Raw genomic sequence first — 19,652 nt, 5'->3', positions numbered from 1 at the left:
TACGCCATGACCACCCATCACGCCATCACCATCGTCGGCGCCGGACTCGGCGGCCTCACCCTCGCCCGTGTGCTGCACGTGCACGGCATCGAGGCCGCCGTCTACGACCTGGACGCCTCCCCCGCCGCCCGCACCCAGGGCGGCATGCTCGACATCCACGACGACTCCGGCCAAGTGGCCCTGCGCGCCGCCGGGTTGCACGAACGGTTCCGGACGCTCGTCCATCCGGGCGGCGAAGCCATGCGCGTGCTGGACAAGGACGCCGTGGTGCGCATGGAGGAGACCGACGGCGACCGGGGCGAGCGCCCCGAGATCGACCGCGGCGACCTGCGCGATCTGCTGCTGGGCGCACTGCCCGAGGGCACCGTCCGCTGGGGCGCCAAGGTCACCGGCGCGCGCCCGCTGGACGGCGGCCGGCACGAGGTGACCCTCGCCGACGGGACCGTGCTCACCACGGACCTGCTGGTGGGCGCGGACGGCGCCTGGTCGCGGATCCGGTCGCTGGTCTCGGACGCCCAACCCGCCTACACCGGCGTCTCGTTCGTCGAGGCGGACCTCGAGGACGCGGACCTGCGCCACCCGGTGAGCGCCGAAGTGGTGGGCGGCGGAATGCTGTTCGCGCTCGGCGCGGGCCGCGGCTTCCTCGCGCACCGCGAGACGGACGGCAGCCTGCACGTCTACGCCGCCGTCGAGGCGCCCGAGGAGTGGCTGGACGGCATCGACTTCTCCGACACCGAGGCGGCCAAGGCGCGGGTCGTGGAGCACTTCGCCGACTGGGACAAGAGCCTGCGGGCGCTGGTCGCGGACGCCGACGGCGCGCTCGTGCCGCGGCGCATCCACGCCCTGCCGGTCGGCCACCGCTGGGAGCGGGTCCCGGGCGTGACACTGCTCGGCGACGCCGCGCACCTGATGTCCCCGTTCGCGGGCGAGGGCGCCAACCTGGCCCTGCTCGACGGCGCCGAACTTGCCCTCGCCCTGGCGGCGCACCCGGCCGACTCCGAGAAGGCCCTCGCCGTGTACGAGGAGAAGATGTTCCGCCGCAGCGAGACCTCCGCGGCCGAGTCGGCGGCGAGCGGAGCCATGCTGTTCCGCGCCGACGCACCGCAGGGATTGCTGGACATGTTCGGCGGCGGCGCCGAGGGCGAAGGCGCCTGAGCCCGACCGCCGGGCGGCGTGGTCGGCCGGGGTGGTCGGCCGGGGTGCCGGGTGGTTCAGCTGGGCGGTTCGGTGTTCGTCACTCGCGCCACCAGGTCCGTCCAGCCGGCCTCCAGCCGCTCCAGGGACATGCCGCGCTGCTTGGTCATGTGGTGGATCACCGTGGGGTCGAGATAGCCCAGGAGCGTCTGCGCCAGCAGCTCGCAGTCGGCGTCCGGCACGATCTGCCGCAGCAGCATCGTGACGTGCATGGCGAGGGCCCCGGCCGAGGGGTGGACGTACCGGCGGGAGGGCTCGGGCGTGGCGGCCAGCTGGAGGTCCAGCTGCTCGGCCGAGCGGTAGAGCAGGGCGACACCGAAGGCACGCAGCCGGTCCAGCGGCGGCGCCCCGGGTCCCAGCGGCGGCGGCCCGCCCAGGAAGTCGGCCTGCAGCTTGCGCGCCGAGTGGTCCAGCAGCGCCATCAGCAGGCCGGTCCGGTCGCCGAAGCGGCGGAAGACGGTCCCCTTGCCCACGTTCGCCGCGGCGGCCACCGCCTCCATCGTGACCCCGGCCGCACCGTGCTCGGCGATCAGCCGGGCGGCGGCCTCCAGCAGCCGGGCCCGGTTGCGCGCGGCGTCGGCACGCAGGCACGGCTCGTCGTCGGCGGTGCTGAGCTGCAGCAACTCGGGCTCGCCGACCGGATCCTGGGGCCTGGGAAAGGGCGGCAGGGTGGCGGACATGAAGACAGCGTAAAGCATCAGGAAGAAAACTGGACCGCGGTCCGGTTAGGGTGCTAGAAAATAAACGGACCTCGGTCCGGATCGTAACGGCAGTGTTTCATCCCCCCATTTGGAGTCCCCCATGTCTGTCCGCATCCTCGCGCTCGTCGGCAGCCTTCGCGCCGGTTCCCACAACCGCCAGCTCGCCGAGGCGGCCGTCAAGTTCGCGCCCGAGGGCGCGGACGTCGAGATCTTCGAGGGCCTCGCCGAGATCCCGTTCTACAACGAGGACATCGACGTCGAGGGCAGCGTCCCGGCCGCCGCCGCGAGGCTGCGTGAGGCCGCCCAGTCCGCCGACGCGTTCCTGTTCTTCTCCCCCGAGTACAACGGCACCATCCCGGCCGTCCTGAAGAACGCCATCGACTGGCTGTCCCGCCCCTTCGGCGCCGGCGCCTTCGGCGGCAAGCCGGTCGCCGTGGTCGGCACCGCCTTCGGCCAGTACGGCGGCGTGTGGGCGCAGGACGAGACCCGCAAGGCCGTGGGCATCGCCGGCGGCAAGGTGCTCGAGGACGTCAAGCTCTCCATCCCCGGCTCGGTGACCCGCTTCGCCGAGACCCACCCGGCCGACGATGCCGAGGTCGCCGCGCAGCTGACCGAGGTCGTCGCGCGCCTGCACGGCCACGCGGGCGAGGCCGTCGCCGCCTGATCCACGACCGTACGGGTCCGGAGCACCGGCCGTACGGGTCCGGAGCACCGGCCGTACAGGTCCGGAGCACCGGCCGTACAGGTCCGGATCCGCGACCACGGGTCCTGAGGGGCCGGGGCCGACCAGCCCCGGCCCCTTTCTCGTCCCCACCTCGCGCCCGACGCGCCCGACCGCGTTACGCGTCGCGGCCCACGCCACCGCCCCCGGCTCCAGATCCACCATCTCGCGGGTCCCCGGATCCACGAGGACACGGACCCCAGGGAGCCCGGGACGATCAGCCGCCCGGGCCCCTTTCGCGCCCCCACCTCGCGCCCGGCGCGCCCTCCGTCCCGGCGCATCCTCCACGCGTGCGCCTCGCGGGCTACGCCACCGCCGTCGGCGCCAGCTCGCGCAGTTCCGTCAGGGCGGCGGCGACCGCGGGCCGCTCCCGGCCGCCCCGGCGGGTGCAGGTGAGCAGCTTGCGGTGCGGGTTGCCGGTGCAGCGGACCCGGGTGATCGGCAGGTGCGGGGTCAGCTGGGCCAGCCGTGGGATCAGCGCGACGCCGAGCCGGTTGGCGACCAGATGGGCCGTGACGTTCCAGTCCAGGGCGTGATGGGCGACCCCCGGGCTGAAGCCCGCCTCGCCGCACGCCGACATCACATGCGTACGGCAGGGGTCCGCGACCGGCGCGATCCAGTCCTCGTGCGCCGCGTCGGACAGCCCGACGCGCTCGCGCCCGGCCAGCGCGTGGTCCTCGGGGACGACGAGGTCGAACGGGTCGTCCAGGAGCGGCTGCTGGTCGAAGCGGGCGTCGCCGAGCGGCGGGTTGTGCGGGCTGGCCTCGACGATGGCCAGGTCGGTCTCCCCCTCGAAGAGCAGGTCGAAGCTCTCGGAGACCCCGACCTCCTGGATCCGGACGGACAGCCGGGGGTGCCGCTCCTGCAGCCGTACCGTCATCGGGGCCAGCAGCACCGACACGGCCGTGGACGGCCCGCTCACCCGCAGCGGCCCGGCGGGGGCGCGTTCGGCGCGCAGGTCCTGCTCGGCCTGCTCCCAGCGGGCCTGGATGGCGTCCGCGTGCGCGAGCAGACTCTCGGCGGCCGGGGTGAGCCGTACCCCGCGGCCCTGCGGCTCGAGGAGGTCGACGCCCAGGTCACGGGCGAGCTGGCGGATCTGCTGGGAGGCCGCCGAGGTGGTGAAGTGCAGCGCGCGGGCGGCCGCGGTGACCGTGCCGTAGTGGGCGACGGCCCTCAGGACGTGCAGTCGGCGCAGGTCAATCATGAAGCCCAGGCTTCAAGGTGGAGTCCACAAAGTCAACCTGGACGTGAACGGACACCGCGCTGCACTCTGGCTGTGTCGCGACGGCCCAACAGTCGAAACGTCCGAGGAGTTGCCATGACCAGCACGTCCGGCGGCCGCTGCCCGCACTGCGGCTGGCCCGACGGTGCCGAGCCCTTCCAGGTGGTCTCGGGGCACAGCACCGCCGCAGGCCGCACCGTGTGGACCCGCTGCGGCTGCGGCTCGCTGCAGGTCCGGGTGGAGGACGGCCGCGGGATGCGAGTCGTCTCGCGCAGCCGCCCCCCGGAGCCTCAGTCGAGCTGGGCCAGCCGCTGAACCACGGGGGCCGCGAAGCTCTCGATCCACGCCGCGGGCTCGCCGAGACGCGGCGCCAGGATCACGGTGTCGAGACCGAGGCCGGTGTACGCGTCGATGTCCCGCAGGAAGGCGTCGAGGTCCCCGTCGGTCGCCGACTCGCCCGTGTACGCGATGGTCTTGCGGATCCGGTCGTAGTCGGTGCCCACGGCGTCGCAGTGCCGGCGCAGCACGTCCAGCTTGTGCCTGGCCTCGTCGGCGGAGGAGGGGATGAGGTTGCAGGCGTCCGCGTACTGGGCGACCAGGCGCAGCGTCTTCTTCTCCCCTCCCCCGCCGATCATGATCTCGGGGTGGGGGTCGCTGACCGGCGCCGGGACGCACAGGGTCTCGGCCAGTTGGTAGTGCTTGCCGTCGAACGGCCCGTCGGCCTCCGGGTCCCACATCTGCCGGCAGATCCGCAGGGTCTCCTCCAGGCGCTCGAAGCGCTCCGCGAGCGGCGGGTAGGGCACGCCGAGCCCCTCGTGCTCGCGGTCGTACCAGGCCGCGCCGATGCCGAGGGTGGCACGCCCGCCGGACAGCACGTCGAGCGAGGTGACGATCTTGGCGAGGAGCCCCGGGTGCCGGTAGGTCACGCCGGTGACGAGCGCGCCCAGCCGGACGGTGGAGGTGTGGCCCGCGAGGTAGGCGAGGGTCGTGTACGCCTCCAGCATCGGCGCTTCGGCGCCGCCGTTGAACTCCATCTGGAAGTAGTGGTCCATGACCGACAGCCAGCCGACCCCCGCCGCCTCGGCCGCCGCCCCCGCCGCGGCGAGTTCGGCACCGAGCGCGGGCCCGCCTCCGCCGTGGTCGAACCGGTTGATGTGTACGCCCACCCGCATGCCCGTCTCCGTCCACCCGGACCGTCGCCGTCTCCGGCACCGTCCCTGGCGACGCTAGATCTTCGAGCGCTCTCCAAGTCAAGCGCCGACGGCGTCCACCGCAGCGCCCTGGGCGAGGGCGGTCACCGGAGCGCGAACGACGCCCGGTGCTGCCACTCCGTACCGCTGTGGACCACGAGGTCGACCGTGGGGACGCGCGCCGTGAAGGGGAGGCACGGGCACAGGCCGGCCTCGATCTCGTCGAGCACCGCCTCGTCCTGCCCCTGGGCGACGGTCAGATGGGGGTGGGGGTCGTACCTGCCGCCGTACGGCGGGGCCTCCGGCCACCGTTCCACGACCGCCTCGGTGAGCCGGCGGAAGGACGCGTCCGGCACGGGCGCGAGGTAGAGCACCCCGGGGAACCGCCCGCACTCCTCGAACCGCACGTCGAAGGACCGGTGGCGGCCGACGATCTCGTCCAGGGCGGCGCAGGTCGCGGCGTCGACGAGGGAGGCGTGCAGGAAGGGAAAGACCACGGTGACATGGGCCGGGACACCGGCCCGGGCCGCGGGGTCGAAACGCTTGCGCCAGGTCCGCACCGAGGGCTCGGCCTCCGGTACGGGGACCACGAGCGCCGTCTGTCCCGCGGCGAAGCGCCCGGATTCGTCGTCTGCCATGCCTCGGGTCTATCAGCCGGGCCCCGCCGGCCGCGACACGACACAGCTTGCGTACGCGTCATATATGCGGACGCCGACAATTTCGCCGTTGGCCTATCCTGGAGGTGAACCACTTCGGGACGGAGGACTCAGGCCCATGACCGCGACCGACCCGGCGCTCACCGCCCTCGCCCAGGGCTGGTGCGCCCTGTCACTGCTGCACGGCAGGATCGAGGCGCACATCGAGCGCGCCCTGCAGGCCAAGCACGATCTGAGCGTGCGCGAGTACTCACTGCTGGACGTCCTGAGCCGGCAGCACGACGGAGAGGGCGGGCACCTGCAGATGAAGCAGGTCGCCGACGCGGTCGTGCTCAGCCAGAGCGCCACGACGCGTCTGGTCACCCGCCTCGAGGACCGCGGCCTGCTGAGCCGGTATCTGTGCCCCACCGACCGGCGCGGCATCTACACCAACGTCTCCGAGACCGGACTTCAGCTGCTGGCGGAGGCCCGCCCGACCAACGAGTCGGCCCTCCGTGAAGCCTTGGACGAGGCCGCCCGCAACCCGGAACTGGCCCCGCTGGTACGGGCGGTGGAGACACTGCGCGTCCCCGCCTGACGTCCACTCCCCCCAGGCCCCCGCGAACGGCATCACCGCGGGGGCCTTCTTCCGCCCGAATACTTGCAGACACGTGATACCCGCCTCAGACATTCTCCGTGCTTGCATTTATCCCGCGTCTGCAACTATTGTCGACGCTCGTAAGCGTTACACGCAATCGCCTGGAAGGTACATCCCATGCCTCTCGCCCTCCTGGCCCTGGCCATAGGGGCCTTCGGGATCGGCACCACGGAATTCGTGATCATGGGCGTGCTGCCCGAGGTCGCGGGCGACTTCGGCGTCACCATCCCCACCGCCGGCTGGCTCGTCTCGGGCTACGCCCTGGGCGTCGTCCTCGGCGCACCGCTGCTGACGGTCCTGGGCACCAAGGTCTCCCGCAAGAAGATGCTCATGTTCCTCATGGGCCTGTTCGTGGTGGGCAACGCCCTGTCCGCCCTCGCCCCCGTCTTCGGCGTCATGCTCATCGGCCGCATCGTCGCCTCCCTCGCGCACGGCGCGTTCTTCGGCATCGGGTCCGTGGTCGCCGCCAATCTGGTCGCCCCCGAGAAGAAGGCCTCCGCGATCTCCCTGATGTTCACGGGCCTGACCGTCGCCAACATCGTGGGCGTCCCGCTGGGCACCTACATCGGCCAGGCCGCCGGCTGGCGGGTCACCTTCGCCGGCGTCGCCTCGCTCGGCATCGTGGGCCTGCTCGGCGTGGCGAAGCTCGTGCCCGAGACGGGCCGGCCCGAATCCGCCGACATCCGCGTCGAGTTCGCCGCCTTCCGCAACGTCCAGGTCTGGCTCGCGATGGCGATGACCGTCCTCGGCTACGGCGGCGTCTTCGCGGCGATCACGTACATCACGCCGATGATGACCGAGGTCGCGGGCTACTCGGCCGGCGCCGTGACCTGGCTGCTGGTGCTGTTCGGGACCGGGATGTTCCTCGGCAACCTGGTTGGCGGCCGGTTCGCCGACCGAGCCCTGATGCCGATGCTGTTCACCGCCCTCGGGGCGCTCTCCCTGGCGCTGCTGCTGTTCACGGCGACCGCCCACAACAAGGTGCTCGCCGCGATCACGCTGACGCTGATCGGTGCGCTGGGCTTCGCGACCGTGCCCCCGCTGCAGAAGTGGGTGCTGGACCAGGCCTCGGCCGCGCCGACCCTGGCGTCGGCCGCCAACATCGGCGCCTTCAACCTCGGCAACGCGCTGGCGGCCTGGCTGGGCGGCGTGGTCATCTCGGCCGGGCTCGGCTACACCTCACCGAACTGGATCGGCGCCCTCCTGTCCGGCACCGCGCTGCTCCTGTCCTTCCTGGCGGCCTCCCTCGACCGCCGCAACCGGCCGAGCGGACGGGTCGTGGCGGAGTCCGCCCCCGCCGAGCGGATCCCGGCCCCCGCGCAGCACTGATCCACCCACCTCCGAAGAACCAAGGAACCAAGGCACATGACCCCCACCGTCCCCACCGTCACCCTCAACAACGGCGTCGAGATCCCGCAGCTCGGCTTCGGTGTCTTCCAGGTCCCCGACGCCGAGACCACCGCCGCGGTGAGCGCCGCCCTGGAGGCCGGCTACCGCAGCATCGACACCGCCGCCATCTACGGCAACGAGGCCGGCGTCGGCGCCGCCCTCGCCTCCTCCGGTCTCGCGCGCGAGGAGCTGTTCGTCACCACCAAGCTGTGGAACGCCGACCAGGGCTACGACGCCACCCTCCGCGCCTTCGACGCGAGCCTGGCCAAGCTGGGCCTCGACCACGTCGACCTGTATCTCATCCACTGGCCGACGCCGGCCCGCGACCTGTACCGGGAGTCCTGGCGGGCGATCGAGAAGCTGGCGGCCGACGGGCTGATCCGCGCAGCCGGTGTCTCCAACTTCCAGCCCGCCCATCTGCGCCGGCTGCTGGAGGACTCGGCACTGGTGCCGGCCGTCAACCAGATCGAGCTGCACCCCGGCCTCCAGCAGCGTGAACTGCGTTCCCTGCACGCCGAGTCGGGCATCGCCACCGAGGCGTGGAGCCCGCTCGCTCAGGGCGCGGTGCTGGGTGAGTCCGCGCTGACGGAGATCGCCGAGCGGCACGGCAGGTCGCCCGCGCAGGTGGTGCTGCGCTGGCACCTTCAGCTCGGCAACGTCGTGATCCCGAAGTCCGTCACGCCCGCCCGCATCCGCGAGAACATCGACGTCTTCGACTTCGTCCTCGGCGACGAGGAGATGTCCGCGGTCGCCGCCCTCGACCGCGGCCTGCGCACCGGCCCGGACCCCGACACCCTCAACTGACCGCGGACGGGCTTCCGTACGTCCCCGACCGGCCGCAGGCGGTTTCCCGTTCGGTCCTCACTGCGCCCACTTCGGTGTCCACGTGTCCCGGTCCCCGGCCGGGGAGCCGAGGTGGGCGCGCAGTGCGCCCAGCGCCGGGTGCGGGTTGTCCCCGCGCCAGATCAGCGAGTGCGGGTAGACCGGCGTCGGGTCGTGCACGGGGATGCGGCGCAGGTCGTGGTCGGCGGGCCAGAGCACCCGCGTCTGCTCGCCGACGAAGGTCGCCAGCAGCGGGGAGTCGGCGATGGTGTCCAGGAGCGGCTCGGTGCCGAAGTCGGGGCCGGTCACCTCGACGATGATCCCGAACGCGGCGGCGAGGTCGTCGTAGAAGGCGGCCCACTCGGTGCCGGCGACGTTGCCGGGCATCCAGATCCGGTGTCCGGCCAGCTGCTCGGGCGTCACCGTGCGGGCGCCGGCCAGCGCGTGTCCCGGCCCGGTGAGCAGCTGGACGGGCTCGTCGTGGACGCGGGCGGCCTCGATGCCCTCGGGGAGCCGGCGTGCGGGCACGGTCAGGGCGCGGAAGGACGCGTCGATCGTCCCGGAGCGCACGGCGCCGATGGCCGCCTCGGCGTCGAAGAGGGTGACCACGTCGAGGCCGACGTCGGGATGCGCCTGATGGAAGCCCCGTACGAGATCGGCCGGTGCGAGGCGGCGGCCGATGACGTCGACGCGCAGCGCGCGCCGGCCGGGCCGCACCGAGGCTGCTGCCCGCTCCTCGGCCCGCAGCAGGTCGCGGGCGTGCGGCAGGAAGACCTGCCCGTCGACGGTGAGCAGGGCGCCACGCGCCGTACGCGTGAACAGACGCACCCCGAGGTGCTTCTCCAGCGCGGCGACCCGCTTGGAGACGGCCTGCTGGGTCACGGCGAGCGTCAGGGCGGCCTCCCGGAACTGCCCGGCGTCGGCGACGGTCACGAAGGTGCGTACGGCGTCGAGATCCACGGGACACATTCTTACGCGGCATGCGCGGGCCCCCGCGCCGGAAGCCAGGTCCCTCGGGTCACAACGCCCGGTTGTCGGTCGTCGCGCGCGTCGGTTGTTTGCTCCCCCGCCCCACGACCCGCTTGGATGACGCGGGTCGGGATTCCGGGACGGCGGAGCGGTGGGCATGCGAGGCAGACGGTCGCTGGGGCGGCAGTTCGGTTGGCTGTGGGCGGCATACGCCGTGAGCACGGCCGGCACCTGGCTCGCCTTCGACGCGTTTCCCTTGATCGCGGTGCTCGTCCTGCACGCCGGTACGACCGAGGTGGCGGCCCTGGCCGCCGCGGGTCTCGCGGTGGGGGCGGCCGTGGCGATGCCGCTCGGGCCGTGGGTGGAGTTCCGCCGCAAGCGGCCGGTGATGGTGGGCATGGACCTGGTCCGGTTCGCCGCGCTGATGACCGTCCCGCTCGCCTACGCCCTGGGCGGGCTCAGCTTCGTACAACTTCTGGTTGTGTCGATCGTCGTCGCCGCGGCCGACATCGGGTTCACCGCGGCCAGTGGCTCCTTCCTCAAGTCGCTGTTGCCCGCGCAGGACCTGCTCGTCGCGAACGCGCGCTTCGAGACCACCGCCTGGACCGCCACCATGCTCGGGCCGCCGCTCGGCGGCGCCTCGATCGGCCTGTTCGGGCCGGTGATGACGGTGGTCGCCAACGCGGTCAGCTTCCTGCTGTCGGCGTGCGGCATCCGCGCGATCGGCGGCGCGGAGGAACCTCCCGTGCGCAAGGAGCCGGCGTCGGCCGGCGGTCTGCTCGACGGATGGCGCTACATCCTGGCCCACCCGGGGCTACGCCTGCTGTTCTGCAACACGGTGACCTTCAACGCCCTGCTCATGGCGGTCTCGCCGCTGCTCGCCGTGCTGATGCTCGGCGACCTCGGGTTCGCGCCCTGGCAGTACGGCCTCGCCTTCGCCGCCCCCTCGATCGGCGGTCTGGCCGGCTCGCGGCTGGCGCGTCCGCTCGCGGCGCGGTTCGGGCAGCACCGGGTCCTGCTCGGCAGCGGAATCCTGCGCGCGTGCTGGCCCATCGGGCTGGCCTTCGTCCGGCCGGGCACCCCGGGGCTGGTGCTCGTCATGGTGGTGGAGTTCGGCGTGATCACCTGCTGCGGCGTGTTCGGCCCGGTGTACGCCACCTACCGGCTGGAGCACACGAAGGCGGACCGGGTGGCCCGAACGCTCTCGGCCTGGTCGGTCACCACCAAGTGGACGACCGCGGCCCTGACCGCGGTGTGGGGCGTGCTGGCCGACCTGGCGGGCGTCCGCATCGCGATCGCGCTCGCCGGTCTGCTCATCCTGGCCACACCGCTGGCCCTCCCCCGCCGCGACCGGGCGCCGCGGGCCGTCCCGGAGCCCGCGCCCTCCTCCGCGACCTGACCCCGAACGCGCGGCTGCGGGCGTCTTCGGCCGTGCGGGGACGAGGAGTTGCCGCCCGGCGGCCTGGGCAAGGTGTTGAAGGACCCACTGCGACGAGGAGGACGGAAGCCGCGATCCGGCTTCCGCCGGCGAAACGGAGATCCTTCGTGACGACGAACCACGCGGACCGACGGACCACGCACCCCGCGCCCGGACCGACCGCGGACCTGTCACCCGACCGGCTGGAGCGCCTCGACGACGAGATCATCGCGCTCCTCGCCCGCCGCCGCGCCATGGCCCTCGAACGCCCCGCACCGGCCGGGGCCCGTGCCGCCGACCCGGACTTCGCCGCGGCCGTCCGCGGTACGACGGGCCGCTACCGCAGGGAACTCGGCGGCGCGGGCGAACTCGTCGCGCGCGCGGTCATGGTGCTGTGCGATCCCCGCCGCGGGCCCTCTGCCGCACCGGTGCGGGAGTCCTGACCACCGCGGTGCGCGAGTCCTGACCGCAGCAGTTCAGGCGAAGCCCACGTCGGCGCCGGCGTGGGCTTCCGCACGGTGGCTCGCGATCCGCAGCCGGGCGGTCCCGCCCGTCTCCGGACCGCCGCAGGCGAGGAGCCGCTCACCGCAGAAGGCGGGCTTGTTCAGGCGGTAGGACACGGTGCGCACCCGCCGTCCGGGCTGCTGCCTGCGCACCAGCTCCAGCATGGCGAGCACCAGCAGCGGACCGTGCACCACCAGGCCCGGATAGCCCTCCACGCCGGTCGTGTACGGGGCGTCGTAGTGGATGCGGTGGGCGTTCGCGGTCAGGGCGCTGAAGCGGAAGAGCACAGCGGGGTCCGTGTCCCACTCCTGCTGCCAGGGGGACGCGTCGTCACGCGGGCGGCCCCCGGTGTCCAGGGTGAGCGCGGCCGGGACGGGCGCCGGTCCTCCGCTGCGGTACACCAGGTCCTGTTCCTCCGTCATGCGCAGCCGGCCGTCCTGGCGGTACTCGCTGCGTACGGTGACGAAGAGCAGGTCGCCGCTGCGTCCGCGCTTCGGCGCCACCCGGCTCACCCGGCTGTGCTGCTCGGCCGGCCGCCCCACGACGAGGGGCGCCGCCACCTGAAGCCGTCCGCCCGCGAACATCCTGCGCCGCTGCGGCAGCGGCGGCAGGAAGTGGCTGTCCCGGAGGTGCCCGTCGACGCCGAGGTCCGAGCGCCGGGGCCAGGACAGGAAGTGCAGCCAGTGCCACAGCGGCGGCAGCGGCTCGCCGTCGGCCGCGGCGGAGGCGGGCAGGTCCAGTACGGCCGAGAGGGCCGCCGCCGGGCCGGGGTCCAGCGCGTCGGTCGTCCGTACGTCGTCGGGACGCCAGGTGCGGGCGGTCTCTTCGAGGGCGGCGAAGTCGGCGGGTGCGGAATCGGAACGGGGCAACGGAACTCCCGGGGGCGTGCCGGACCAGGGCCACATTGATGCGTACAAATCCCCGGCATTGTGCGGATGTTCGGCCGGGACGGTCAAGGAGGGCGCAGCAAGGGCCTGGCGACGGCCTGGTGACAGGGATGCGGGCACCATTGACAGGGTCTTCCATTTGGCCGTACAAATCTCGACACAGGACGTACCGTCGTACGGACCGGCAACGGACCGAGAACGACCAGGAGCAGGCGACGAATCCCCGGGGGAGCCGTTGACAGCCGCCCGTGCCCTCGCCCGGTGGGCTCACGACCATCGCGCCACGCCGGACGACCTGGCGCTCGCCGAGCGGGCGCTGGCCGACACCGTGGCCGTCGCGCTGGCCGCCCGCGCGCATCCGCTGCGCACGATCGCCGCTCCCCTGCCGGACGCGGCCCGGTGGGCGGCCATGGCGCACGTGCTCGACTTCGACGACCTGCACACCGACACCACCACGCACATCTCTGTGGTCACCGTCCCGGCGGTGCTCGCGTCCGGCGGCGACGCCCGCGCTTATCTCGCCGGCGCGGGCGCGATGGCCCGGCTCGGGGCGATGCTCGGCTGGGGGCACTACGCGGCGGGCTGGCACGCGACGTGCACCGCGGGTGCCCCGGCCGCCGCCGTCGCGGCCGGGACGGCCCTCGGGCTCGACGCGGACGGGCTCGCCACCGCGATGGCGCTCGCCGTCCCGGCCGCCGGTGGCGGACAGGAGGCCTTCGGGACGCACGGCAAGTCGCTCCAGGTCGGCTTCGCGGCCGACGCGGGCGTTCGGGCCGCCCGGCTGGCGCGGGCGGGTGCCGGCGCCGATCCGCGGGTGCTGGACGCCTGGCTGGAGCGGGTCGGCGGCAAGCCCGCGTCCGACGTCCCGGCCGCCCCGGCCGTCCCCGGGGGCCTGGCCGTCAAGCTCTTCCCGTGCTGCTACGCCATGCAGCGGCCGATCGCCGCCCTGCGCGAGGTGCGCGAGCGGGTGCGCGGCGAGGTCACCGCCGTCCATGTGAGCACGCCCGCGGGGACCGTGCATCCGCTGATCCACGACCGCCCGGCGACCGGTCTGGAGGGCAAGTTCTCGCTGCCGTACGCGGTGGCCGCCGCACTGCTCGACGACTACCCGGGCTTCGACAGCTTCACGGACGAGGCCGTACGGCGGCCGGCCGCACGCACGTTGGTCGAGCGCGTCCACGTCGAGCGGCTGCCCGGCGCGACGAGCACCCTGCTCGACGGCCGGGTGGACCTGCGTATCGACCTCGCCGACGGCGGTGAGGTGCGCGCCGCGCTCGCGCTGCCGCCCGGCGCTCCCCAACGCCCGCTGTCGGAGGCGGACTTGCGCGCCAAGGCCGCCGCCTGCGGTCCGGACGTACCGGCGTTGCTGAACGGGCTGACCTGGTCCGGCGCCGCACAGATCCTTCGCACGCACTTCCCGCACGAGGGCCAGGAGGCATGACGGTGCACGAACTCCCGCTGTCCGGCATCACGGTGGTGAGCCTGGAACAGGCCGTGGCCGCCCCGTACGCCACGCGCCAGCTCGCCGACCTCGGTGCCCGCGTGATCAAGCTGGAGCGGCCCGGCGAGGGGGACTTCGCGCGTCGCTACGACACGACGGTGCACGGCCACTCGAGCTACTTCGTCTGGCTCAACCGGTCCAAGGAGTCGCTCACCCTGGACGTCAAGGACCCGCGCGGCAAGGAGGTGCTGCACCAACTCCTCGCCGGCGCCGACGTGTTCGTCCAGAACCTCGCGCCCGGCGGCGCCGGCCGCCTGGGCCTCGGCGTCGACGCGCTCGCCGAGCGCCACCCGCGGCTGATCCCGTGCACGATCTCCGGCTACGGCACGACCGGCCCGTGGGCGGACCGCAAGTCCTACGACCTGCTGGTGCAGTGCCAGACCGGCCTGGTCTCCCTGACCGGCACCGCGGAGGAGACCGCCCGGGTGGGGATCTCGGTGGCCGACATCGCGGCCGGCATGTACGCCTACACGGGCGTCCTGACCGCGCTGTACACGCGCGCCACCACCGGCCGGATCCACCCCGTCGAGGTGTCCCTGTTCGAGGCGCTGGCGGAGTGGATGGGCCAGCCCGCCAACTACACGCGCCACGGCGGCAGTCAGCCCGCCAGGCTCGGCACCCAGCACGCGACCATCGCCCCGTACGGCGCCTTCACCACGGCCGACGGCAAGCAGGTGCTGTTCTCCATCCAGAACGAGCGCGAGTGGGCCCGCCTGTGCGCGGACTTCCTGCTGCAACCGGCGCTGACCGACGATCCGCGCTTCGCCACGGGCTCCGACCGGGTCGCGCACCGCGACGCGCTCAACGCGATCGTCGCCGAGCGCTTCGCCCGCTCCGACGCCGAGGAGATCCTCAAGGACCTGGAGGAGGCCGGGATCGCCTGCGCCGGGGTCAACGACGTCGCCGCGTTCCTGGACCATCCGGTGCTGGCCGCCCGCGGTCGCTGGCAGGAGGTCGCCGTGCCCGGCGCGACCGTCCAGGCGCTGCGCCCGCCGGCCGATCTCGCGGGCGTGCCGGCCCGGATGGATCCCGTACCGGACGTGGGCGAGCACACGGACGCGATCCTCACCGGTCTCGGCCTGTCCCCCGACGCGATCGCGTCGCTGCGCGCCGACGCCGTCGTCTGACCCGCCGAAATCCCCTGCGAACCCGACGATCTGGAGATCCGCCCGATGAGCGTCCTGGACATCCTCTCCGCCGACGAACGCCTCGTCGTGCGCACGGTACGCGAGTTCGTCGACAAGGACGTCAGGCCCGTCGTCCGGGAGCTGGAGCACGGCGACACCTACCCGGAACATCTCATCGAGCGGATGAAGGAACTCGGCGTCTACGGCCTGGCGGTCCCCGAGGAGTACGGCGGCAACCCGGTCTCCACGCCCTGCTTCGTCCTGGTCACCGAGGAGCTCGCGCGCGGCTGGATGAGCCTCGCGGGCGCGATGGGCGGCCACACCGTCGTGGCGAAACTCCTGCTGCTGTACGGCACGGAGGAGCAGAAGCGGCGCCATCTGCCGAAGCTGGCCACCGGGGAGGTCCGCGCGACGATGGCGCTCACCGAACCCGGCGGCGGTTCCGACCTCCAGGCGATGACGACCGTCGCGCGCCGCGACGGCGGCGAGTACGTGGTCAACGGCGCCAAGACCTGGATCACCAACGCCCGGCGGGCGGGCCTGATCGCGCTGCTGTGCAAGACCGACCCGGCCGCCGAGCCGCGCCACCGGGGTGTCTCCGTGCTGCTGGCGGAGCACGGGCCCGGCCTGGTGGTCTCCCGCGACCTGCCCAAGCTCGGCTACAAGGGCGTGGAGAGCTGTGAGGTGTCCTTCGAGGACTACCGCGTTCCGGTGGAGGCTCTCCTCGGCACCGAGGAGGGACACGGCTTCGGCCAGATGATGAAGGGGCTGGAGACGGGCCGGCTCCAGGTCGCCGCCCGGGCCCTCGGCGTCGGGCGGGCGGCGCTGGAGGACTCGCTGCGCTACGCGCAGGAGCGTGAGTCGTTCGGCAGGCCGATCTGGCGCCACCAGTCCGTCGGCAACCACCTGGCCGACATGGCGACCAAGCTCACGGCCGCCCGCCAGCTCACCCTGTACGCAGCCCGGGAGGCCGACGCCGGGCGCCGGGTCGACATGGAGGCGGGCATGGCGAAGCTGTTCGCCTCGGAGACGGCGATGGAGATCGCCCTCAACGCCGTGCGGATCCACGGCGGTTACGGCTATTCGACGGAGTTCGACGTGGAGCGCTACTTCCGCGACGCACCTCTGATGATCGTCGGCGAGGGGACGAACGAGATCCAACGGAACGTGATCGCGGCGCAGTTGGTGGCCAGGGGCGGCCTCGATGACTGAGCAGCCGCAGCGGGAGAGCACGTACGTCCGGCTGGCGCGGGAGCTGCGGGCGGCGATCCTGCGCCACGACTACCCCGACGGGGTCCGGCTGCCCACGGAGGCGGAGCTGGCGACGACGTACGGAGTGAGCCGGCAGACCGTACGGCGCGCTTTCCAGGACCTGGTGGCCGAGGGGCTGGTGTACCGGGTGCCGGGGCGCGGCACCTTCGCCACGCCCCGCGAGGAGCAGTACCTGCGGCAGTTCGGCTCGGTGGACGACCTGATGGGGCTGTCCATCGACACCCGCATGCACGTCGTGACGCCGCTGCACCGGAGGGTCGACGTCGACGCGGCGGGACGGCTCGGCCTGCACACCGACCGGGTGCACAAACTCGCCTTCCTGCGACTGCACGACGACGTGGCGTTCTGCCACACCTCGGTGTGGCTGCCGCCCTCCGTCGGGCAACTGCTGGAGTCCGTCGATGAGTTGACGCTGCCCGGCACGCCCCACGACTTCACCGTCATCGGCCTGCTCGACCAGCGGCTGCCCGAGCCGATCGCCGAGGCCGAGCAGAGCATCACCGTGGCCGAGGCGACCGCCGACCTCGCCAAGCACCTCGGCTGCGAGCCGGGCCAGGCGCTCCTGCGCATCGACCGCGTCTACCAGACGGCCGCCGGCCGGCTCGTCGAACTGGCCATCAGCCACTTCCTGCCCGAGCACTACTCCTACCGGGTGCGGCTGCGGCGCAGCGGCGGGTGAACCCAATGCGGAGGTGATCCTCCGATCGGATGGTAGCCTCCGTATTGGCGACCTCGTCGCCTGCCACGCGACACCCTCGTCCTGACGGGAGCACTCTCCGATGACGGCACCCCAGTCACCCGCAGATCCGACGACCACCCGGCCCGGCGGCACAGCCCTGCTCGCGGGGCGCACGGTCGCCCGTATCGGCTTCGGCGTGATGCAGCTGCACTACGCGACGGACGGCCGCGACGCCGCCCACGCACTGCTGCGCGAGGCGATCGACCTCGGCGTCAACCACCTGGACACCGCCCACTTCTACGGCCCCTGCAACGAGCTCGTGCGCGAGGCGCTGACCCCCTACCCCGACGACCTGGTGCTGGTCAGCAAGGTGGGGGCCGACGACGTCGGCGGCCGGCTGGTCGCCGCCCAGCGCCCCGAGCAGCTCCGCGCCCAGGTCGAGGAGAACCTCTCCGTCCTCGGCGTGGAACAGCTGGACGTGGTGAACGTGCGCCGTGCCGACGCTCCGCCCGGGCTGATCGCCGAGGGGGACCAGAAGGTCGACCTCGACAGCCAGCTCGCCGAGCTGTCCGCGCTGCGCGACGCCGGCAAGATCGGCGGCATCGGGCTGAGCAACGTCTCCGCCGACCAGCTGCGGCAGGCCCTGCCGGCCGGCATCGTCTGCGTGCAGAACGACTACGGCGTCCTGGAGCGGACCGCCGAGCCGGTGCTCGGCCTGTGCCGGGAGCACGCCATCGCATGGGTGCCGTTCTGCCCGCTCGGTTCGCGCTTCCCCAACCGGCCCAAGGCGACCGGCCACCCTGAAGTCATCGCCGTGGCGGACGAGTTGGGCTGCACGCCGGCCCAGGTCGCCCTTGCCTGGCTGCTGGCCCGTTACGATCGCACCCTGCTGATCGCGGGGACCGCCGACCCGGGCCATCTGCGGGAGAACGTCGCGGCGGGAGGCATTCTGCTTCCGCCGGAGGCCATCGCCCGCCTGGACCGGATCTGACCACCCCGGTCACCGGGGTCGGCGGTTCACCAGGGCAGCGGGCCGTTGACGTCGAAGAAGCCGCCGGTGGGACCGTCGGGGCCGATCTGCGCCATGCGCACGATGATCTCGGCGCCCTCCTCGACGGTCTGGATGCCCGTGTTGCCGTTCAGGTCCGTCTTGGTGAAGCCGGGCTCGACGGAGTTGATCCGCAGCGCGGGGAACGCCTTCGCGTACTGCACGGTGAGCATGTTGACCGCGGTCTTCGACGTCGGGTAGGCGATGCCCGGGTAGAAGTGCGCGGGGTGGTCGGGGTCGGAGAGGTGGGCCAGGGAGGCCAGGCCGCTGCTGACGTTGACCACGACCGGCGCGGCCGAGCGCTGCAGCAGCGGCAGGAAGGCGTGGAGCACGCGGACGACGCCGAAGACGTTCGTCTCGAAGGTGTTGCGCATCTGGTCGGCGGTCACGGTCTCGGCGGTGGGGACGGCATTGCCCTCGGCCCTGGTCTCGATGCCGGCGTTGTTGATGAGCACGTCGAGCCCGCCGTCGGCCTCGACGGTCTTGGCCGCCGCGTCGACGGTGGCGTCGTCGGTGACGTCGAGCAGGACGAACCGCGCGCCCAGCTGCTCCGCGGCCCGGCGTCCGCGCTCGGCGTCACGGGCGCCCACGTAGACGGTGTGGCCTGCGGCGACGAGCCTGCGGGCGGTCTCGTAGCCGATGCCCTTGTTCGCTCCGGTGATCAGTGTTGTCGTCATGCGTCCAGCCTGCGGCGCGGCGGCCCGGTCAGCCAGGAGACCCCTCTTCCTGGGACTGCGGGTACCAGGCACGGGCGCGGCCCGCGGTGTTCACTGGGGGACATGACGGCCACGGAACTCGGCAAGGCGCTGCGACGCTGGCGCGACCGCGTCTCCCCCGAGACGGCGGGACTGCCCGCGGGCGGTCACCGGCGCGCGGCCGGGCTGCGGCGCGAGGAGCTGGCCCTGCTGGCCGGGATCTCGGTCGACTACATCACGCGTCTGGAACAGGGCCGGGCGGCCAACCCCTCCGGGCAGGTCGTCGAGGCGCTGGCGCGGGCGCTGCGGCTGTCGGGGGACGAGCGGGCGTATCTGTACGGGCTGGCGGAGCTGGTGCCGCCGGGCCCGGAGGTGGTGCCGCAGTACATCACGCCCAGTGTCCAGCGGCTGCTGGACCGGCTGGTGGGCACGCCCGTCGCGGTCTCCGACGCGGCCATGACGCTGCTGCTGGCCAACCCGATGTACGCGGCGCTGATGGGCGACTTCTCCGGCCTGCGCGGCTTCGAGCGCAACGGCGTGTGGCGCAACTTCCTGGACCGGCCGACCCGCGTGCGGCACACCCCGCAGGAGCAGCGCGCCTTCCTGGCGGGCATGGTCGCCGAACTGCGGGCGACAGTGGTCCGCTATCCATCCGACCGTCAACTACGGCGCATGATCGCGGAGTTGAGGACGCAGAGCGAGCGGTTCGCGGAGCTGTGGGACGCGGGTGTCGTGGGCCGGCTCGAGGCCTCCCGCAAGACGATCGAGCACCCGCAGGTGGGGCTGGTCACGCTGGACTGCGACCTGCTGCGGGTGGAGGAGAACGATCTGCACATCCTCGTCTACTCGGCCGAACCGGGCACCGAGGCGGCCGAGAAGCTGGAGCTGATCTCGGTCCTCGGCACCCAGAGCCTGGCCGACAGGAACTAGGTCGTGTCTCCCAACTCCGTTGGGGCGTGAGGGGCTTCGCCGATGCTCGTAGACTCATGACGTGGCATTCATGAGCACCCCGCACTGCTGC

21 protein-coding genes are annotated in these 19,652 nt (G+C 72.8%); 14 read left to right on the top strand and 7 right to left on the bottom strand.

The features are described 5' to 3' along the window. Positions 1-6 precede the first annotated feature (6 nt). Positions 7-1,155: an FAD-dependent oxidoreductase gene (locus ACFU97_RS17840; RefSeq protein ID WP_384257094.1), complete on the top strand. Its 1,149-nt coding sequence runs from the start codon at positions 7-9 to the stop codon at positions 1,153-1,155. A gap of 56 nt (positions 1,156-1,211) precedes the next feature. On the opposite strand, the gene ACFU97_RS17835 is transcribed toward ACFU97_RS17840, so the two are convergent. Then, positions 1,212-1,892: a TetR/AcrR family transcriptional regulator gene (locus ACFU97_RS17835; RefSeq protein WP_384257091.1), complete on the bottom strand. Its 681-nt coding sequence runs from the start codon at positions 1,890-1,892 to the stop codon at positions 1,212-1,214. Between the two features lie 103 nt (positions 1,893-1,995). Between ACFU97_RS17835 and ACFU97_RS17830 the strand changes: the two genes are divergently transcribed. Then, positions 1,996-2,559 (top strand): NAD(P)H-dependent oxidoreductase, encoded by a 564-nt coding sequence (locus ACFU97_RS17830; RefSeq protein WP_384257089.1) that lies wholly within the window; start codon positions 1,996-1,998, stop codon positions 2,557-2,559. A 361-nt stretch (positions 2,560-2,920) separates the two neighbouring features. Here the strand turns inward: ACFU97_RS17830 and ACFU97_RS17825 are convergent, their stop codons facing one another. Then, entirely contained in the window at positions 2,921-3,820 is a 900-nt protein-coding gene (locus ACFU97_RS17825) for a LysR family transcriptional regulator (RefSeq protein ID WP_384257087.1), read from the bottom strand. Positions 3,821-3,934: 114 nt separating this feature from the next. Between ACFU97_RS17825 and ACFU97_RS17820 the strand changes: the two genes are divergently transcribed. Beyond that, positions 3,935-4,153, top strand: coding sequence for a hypothetical protein (locus ACFU97_RS17820; RefSeq protein WP_384257085.1), 219 nt, complete (start codon positions 3,935-3,937; stop codon positions 4,151-4,153). On the opposite strand, the gene ACFU97_RS17815 is transcribed toward ACFU97_RS17820, so the two are convergent. Together ACFU97_RS17815 and ACFU97_RS17810 are read right to left on the bottom strand one after the other, a co-directional pair. Next, complete coding sequence (locus ACFU97_RS17815; RefSeq protein ID WP_384257083.1) at positions 4,129-5,010, bottom strand: LLM class F420-dependent oxidoreductase; 882 nt, start codon at positions 5,008-5,010, stop codon at positions 4,129-4,131. The two genes, ACFU97_RS17820 and ACFU97_RS17815, sit on opposite strands and share 25 nt — an antisense overlap. 122 nt (positions 5,011-5,132) lie before the next feature. After that, positions 5,133-5,666, bottom strand: coding sequence for a 2'-5' RNA ligase family protein (locus ACFU97_RS17810; RefSeq protein ID WP_384257080.1), 534 nt, complete (start codon positions 5,664-5,666; stop codon positions 5,133-5,135). Between the two features lie 136 nt (positions 5,667-5,802). On the opposite strand from ACFU97_RS17810, the gene ACFU97_RS17805 reads away from it, so the two are divergent. The 3 genes from ACFU97_RS17805 to ACFU97_RS17795 all read left to right on the top strand — a co-directional run bounded on the left by ACFU97_RS17805 (position 5,803) and on the right by ACFU97_RS17795 (position 8,514). Continuing rightward, positions 5,803-6,261 carry a MarR family winged helix-turn-helix transcriptional regulator gene (locus ACFU97_RS17805; protein WP_384257078.1) on the top strand — a complete coding sequence of 153 codons (459 nt, stop codon included), beginning with the start codon at positions 5,803-5,805 and terminating at the stop codon, positions 6,259-6,261. A gap of 177 nt (positions 6,262-6,438) precedes the next feature. Next, on the top strand, positions 6,439-7,650 hold the full coding sequence (locus tag ACFU97_RS17800; protein WP_384257076.1) for an MFS transporter: 1,212 nt from the start codon (positions 6,439-6,441) through the stop codon (positions 7,648-7,650). A 36-nt stretch (positions 7,651-7,686) separates the two neighbouring features. Beyond that, a complete protein-coding gene (locus ACFU97_RS17795) occupies positions 7,687-8,514 on the top strand; it encodes an aldo/keto reductase (RefSeq protein WP_384257073.1) in 828 nt (275 codons plus the stop codon). 57 nt (positions 8,515-8,571) lie between these two features. Here the strand turns inward: ACFU97_RS17795 and ACFU97_RS17790 are convergent, their stop codons facing one another. Next, positions 8,572-9,492 (bottom strand): LysR family transcriptional regulator, encoded by a 921-nt coding sequence (locus tag ACFU97_RS17790; protein ID WP_384257071.1) that lies wholly within the window; start codon positions 9,490-9,492, stop codon positions 8,572-8,574. A 166-nt stretch (positions 9,493-9,658) separates the two neighbouring features. Here ACFU97_RS17790 and ACFU97_RS17785 point away from each other — a divergent pair, with 166 nt between their 5' ends. Together ACFU97_RS17785 and ACFU97_RS17780 are read left to right on the top strand one after the other, a co-directional pair. Further along, positions 9,659-10,900: an MFS transporter gene (locus ACFU97_RS17785; protein ID WP_384257069.1), complete on the top strand. Its 1,242-nt coding sequence runs from the start codon at positions 9,659-9,661 to the stop codon at positions 10,898-10,900. A 146-nt stretch (positions 10,901-11,046) separates the two neighbouring features. After that, positions 11,047-11,361, top strand: coding sequence for a hypothetical protein (locus ACFU97_RS17780; RefSeq protein WP_384257067.1), 315 nt, complete (start codon positions 11,047-11,049; stop codon positions 11,359-11,361). Positions 11,362-11,394: 33 nt separating this feature from the next. On the opposite strand, the gene ACFU97_RS17775 is transcribed toward ACFU97_RS17780, so the two are convergent. Beyond that, positions 11,395-12,291 (bottom strand): hypothetical protein, encoded by an 897-nt coding sequence (locus ACFU97_RS17775; RefSeq protein WP_384257065.1) that lies wholly within the window; start codon positions 12,289-12,291, stop codon positions 11,395-11,397. Positions 12,292-12,544: 253 nt separating this feature from the next. Here ACFU97_RS17775 and ACFU97_RS17770 point away from each other — a divergent pair, with 253 nt between their 5' ends. The 5 genes from ACFU97_RS17770 to ACFU97_RS17750 all read left to right on the top strand — a co-directional run bounded on the left by ACFU97_RS17770 (position 12,545) and on the right by ACFU97_RS17750 (position 17,879). Beyond that, complete coding sequence (locus tag ACFU97_RS17770; RefSeq protein ID WP_384257063.1) at positions 12,545-13,750, top strand: MmgE/PrpD family protein; 1,206 nt, start codon at positions 12,545-12,547, stop codon at positions 13,748-13,750. After that, positions 13,747-14,937, top strand: a complete 1,191-nt coding sequence (locus ACFU97_RS17765) for a CaiB/BaiF CoA transferase family protein (RefSeq protein ID WP_384257061.1) — start codon at positions 13,747-13,749, stop codon at positions 14,935-14,937. The genes ACFU97_RS17770 and ACFU97_RS17765 overlap by 4 nt, the downstream gene beginning before the upstream one ends. 45 nt (positions 14,938-14,982) lie before the next feature. Next, positions 14,983-16,149, top strand: coding sequence for an acyl-CoA dehydrogenase family protein (locus ACFU97_RS17760; RefSeq protein WP_384257059.1), 1,167 nt, complete (start codon positions 14,983-14,985; stop codon positions 16,147-16,149). Beyond that, complete coding sequence (locus ACFU97_RS17755; RefSeq protein ID WP_384257057.1) at positions 16,142-16,888, top strand: GntR family transcriptional regulator; 747 nt, start codon at positions 16,142-16,144, stop codon at positions 16,886-16,888. Before ACFU97_RS17760 ends, ACFU97_RS17755 begins: the two co-directional genes overlap by 8 nt. A 100-nt stretch (positions 16,889-16,988) precedes the next feature. Further along, entirely contained in the window at positions 16,989-17,879 is an 891-nt protein-coding gene (locus ACFU97_RS17750; protein WP_384257055.1) for an aldo/keto reductase, read from the top strand. A gap of 26 nt (positions 17,880-17,905) precedes the next feature. Here the strand turns inward: ACFU97_RS17750 and ACFU97_RS17745 are convergent, their stop codons facing one another. Next, positions 17,906-18,613 (bottom strand): SDR family oxidoreductase, encoded by a 708-nt coding sequence (locus ACFU97_RS17745; RefSeq protein ID WP_384257053.1) that lies wholly within the window; start codon positions 18,611-18,613, stop codon positions 17,906-17,908. A gap of 102 nt (positions 18,614-18,715) precedes the next feature. Between ACFU97_RS17745 and ACFU97_RS17740 the strand changes: the two genes are divergently transcribed. Next, the gene (locus tag ACFU97_RS17740) at positions 18,716-19,561 is read left to right on the top strand and encodes a helix-turn-helix transcriptional regulator (RefSeq protein WP_384257050.1); all 846 of its coding nucleotides are present in this window, start codon (positions 18,716-18,718) and stop codon (positions 19,559-19,561) included. Positions 19,562-19,652: the final 91 nt, after the last annotated feature.

The organism is Streptomyces sp. NPDC057616 (genome assembly GCF_042800575.1).
Lineage (GTDB): Bacteria > Actinomycetota > Actinomycetes > Streptomycetales > Streptomycetaceae > Streptomyces.
This window is presented reverse-complemented; position numbering and strand designations above follow the sequence as displayed.

What these genes read in the sequence shown, in the direction of transcription:
- ACFU97_RS17830 (WP_384257089.1), top strand. Translation starts at nt 1,996, where the DNA reads ATGTCTGTCCGCATCCTCGCGCTCGTCGGCAGCCTTCGCGCCGGTTCC.
- ACFU97_RS17785 (WP_384257069.1), top strand. Translation starts at nt 9,659, where the DNA reads ATGCGAGGCAGACGGTCGCTGGGGCGGCAGTTCGGTTGGCTGTGGGCG.
- ACFU97_RS17835 (WP_384257091.1), bottom strand. Translation starts at nt 1,892, where the DNA reads ATGCTTTACGCTGTCTTCATGTCCGCCACCCTGCCGCCCTTTCCCAGG.
- ACFU97_RS17745 (WP_384257053.1), bottom strand. Translation starts at nt 18,613, where the DNA reads ATGACGACAACACTGATCACCGGAGCGAACAAGGGCATCGGCTACGAG.
- ACFU97_RS17795 (WP_384257073.1), top strand. Translation starts at nt 7,687, where the DNA reads ATGACCCCCACCGTCCCCACCGTCACCCTCAACAACGGCGTCGAGATC.
- ACFU97_RS17750 (WP_384257055.1), top strand. Translation starts at nt 16,989, where the DNA reads ATGACGGCACCCCAGTCACCCGCAGATCCGACGACCACCCGGCCCGGC.
- ACFU97_RS17740 (WP_384257050.1), top strand. Translation starts at nt 18,716, where the DNA reads ATGACGGCCACGGAACTCGGCAAGGCGCTGCGACGCTGGCGCGACCGC.
- ACFU97_RS17825 (WP_384257087.1), bottom strand. Translation starts at nt 3,820, where the DNA reads ATGATTGACCTGCGCCGACTGCACGTCCTGAGGGCCGTCGCCCACTAC.
- ACFU97_RS17815 (WP_384257083.1), bottom strand. Translation starts at nt 5,010, where the DNA reads ATGCGGGTGGGCGTACACATCAACCGGTTCGACCACGGCGGAGGCGGG.
- ACFU97_RS17755 (WP_384257057.1), top strand. Translation starts at nt 16,142, where the DNA reads ATGACTGAGCAGCCGCAGCGGGAGAGCACGTACGTCCGGCTGGCGCGG.
- ACFU97_RS17810 (WP_384257080.1), bottom strand. Translation starts at nt 5,666, where the DNA reads ATGGCAGACGACGAATCCGGGCGCTTCGCCGCGGGACAGACGGCGCTC.
- ACFU97_RS17820 (WP_384257085.1), top strand. Translation starts at nt 3,935, where the DNA reads ATGACCAGCACGTCCGGCGGCCGCTGCCCGCACTGCGGCTGGCCCGAC.
- ACFU97_RS17760 (WP_384257059.1), top strand. Translation starts at nt 14,983, where the DNA reads ATGAGCGTCCTGGACATCCTCTCCGCCGACGAACGCCTCGTCGTGCGC.
- ACFU97_RS17840 (WP_384257094.1), top strand. Translation starts at nt 7, where the DNA reads ATGACCACCCATCACGCCATCACCATCGTCGGCGCCGGACTCGGCGGC.
- ACFU97_RS17800 (WP_384257076.1), top strand. Translation starts at nt 6,439, where the DNA reads ATGCCTCTCGCCCTCCTGGCCCTGGCCATAGGGGCCTTCGGGATCGGC.
- ACFU97_RS17805 (WP_384257078.1), top strand. Translation starts at nt 5,803, where the DNA reads ATGACCGCGACCGACCCGGCGCTCACCGCCCTCGCCCAGGGCTGGTGC.
- ACFU97_RS17765 (WP_384257061.1), top strand. Translation starts at nt 13,747, where the DNA reads ATGACGGTGCACGAACTCCCGCTGTCCGGCATCACGGTGGTGAGCCTG.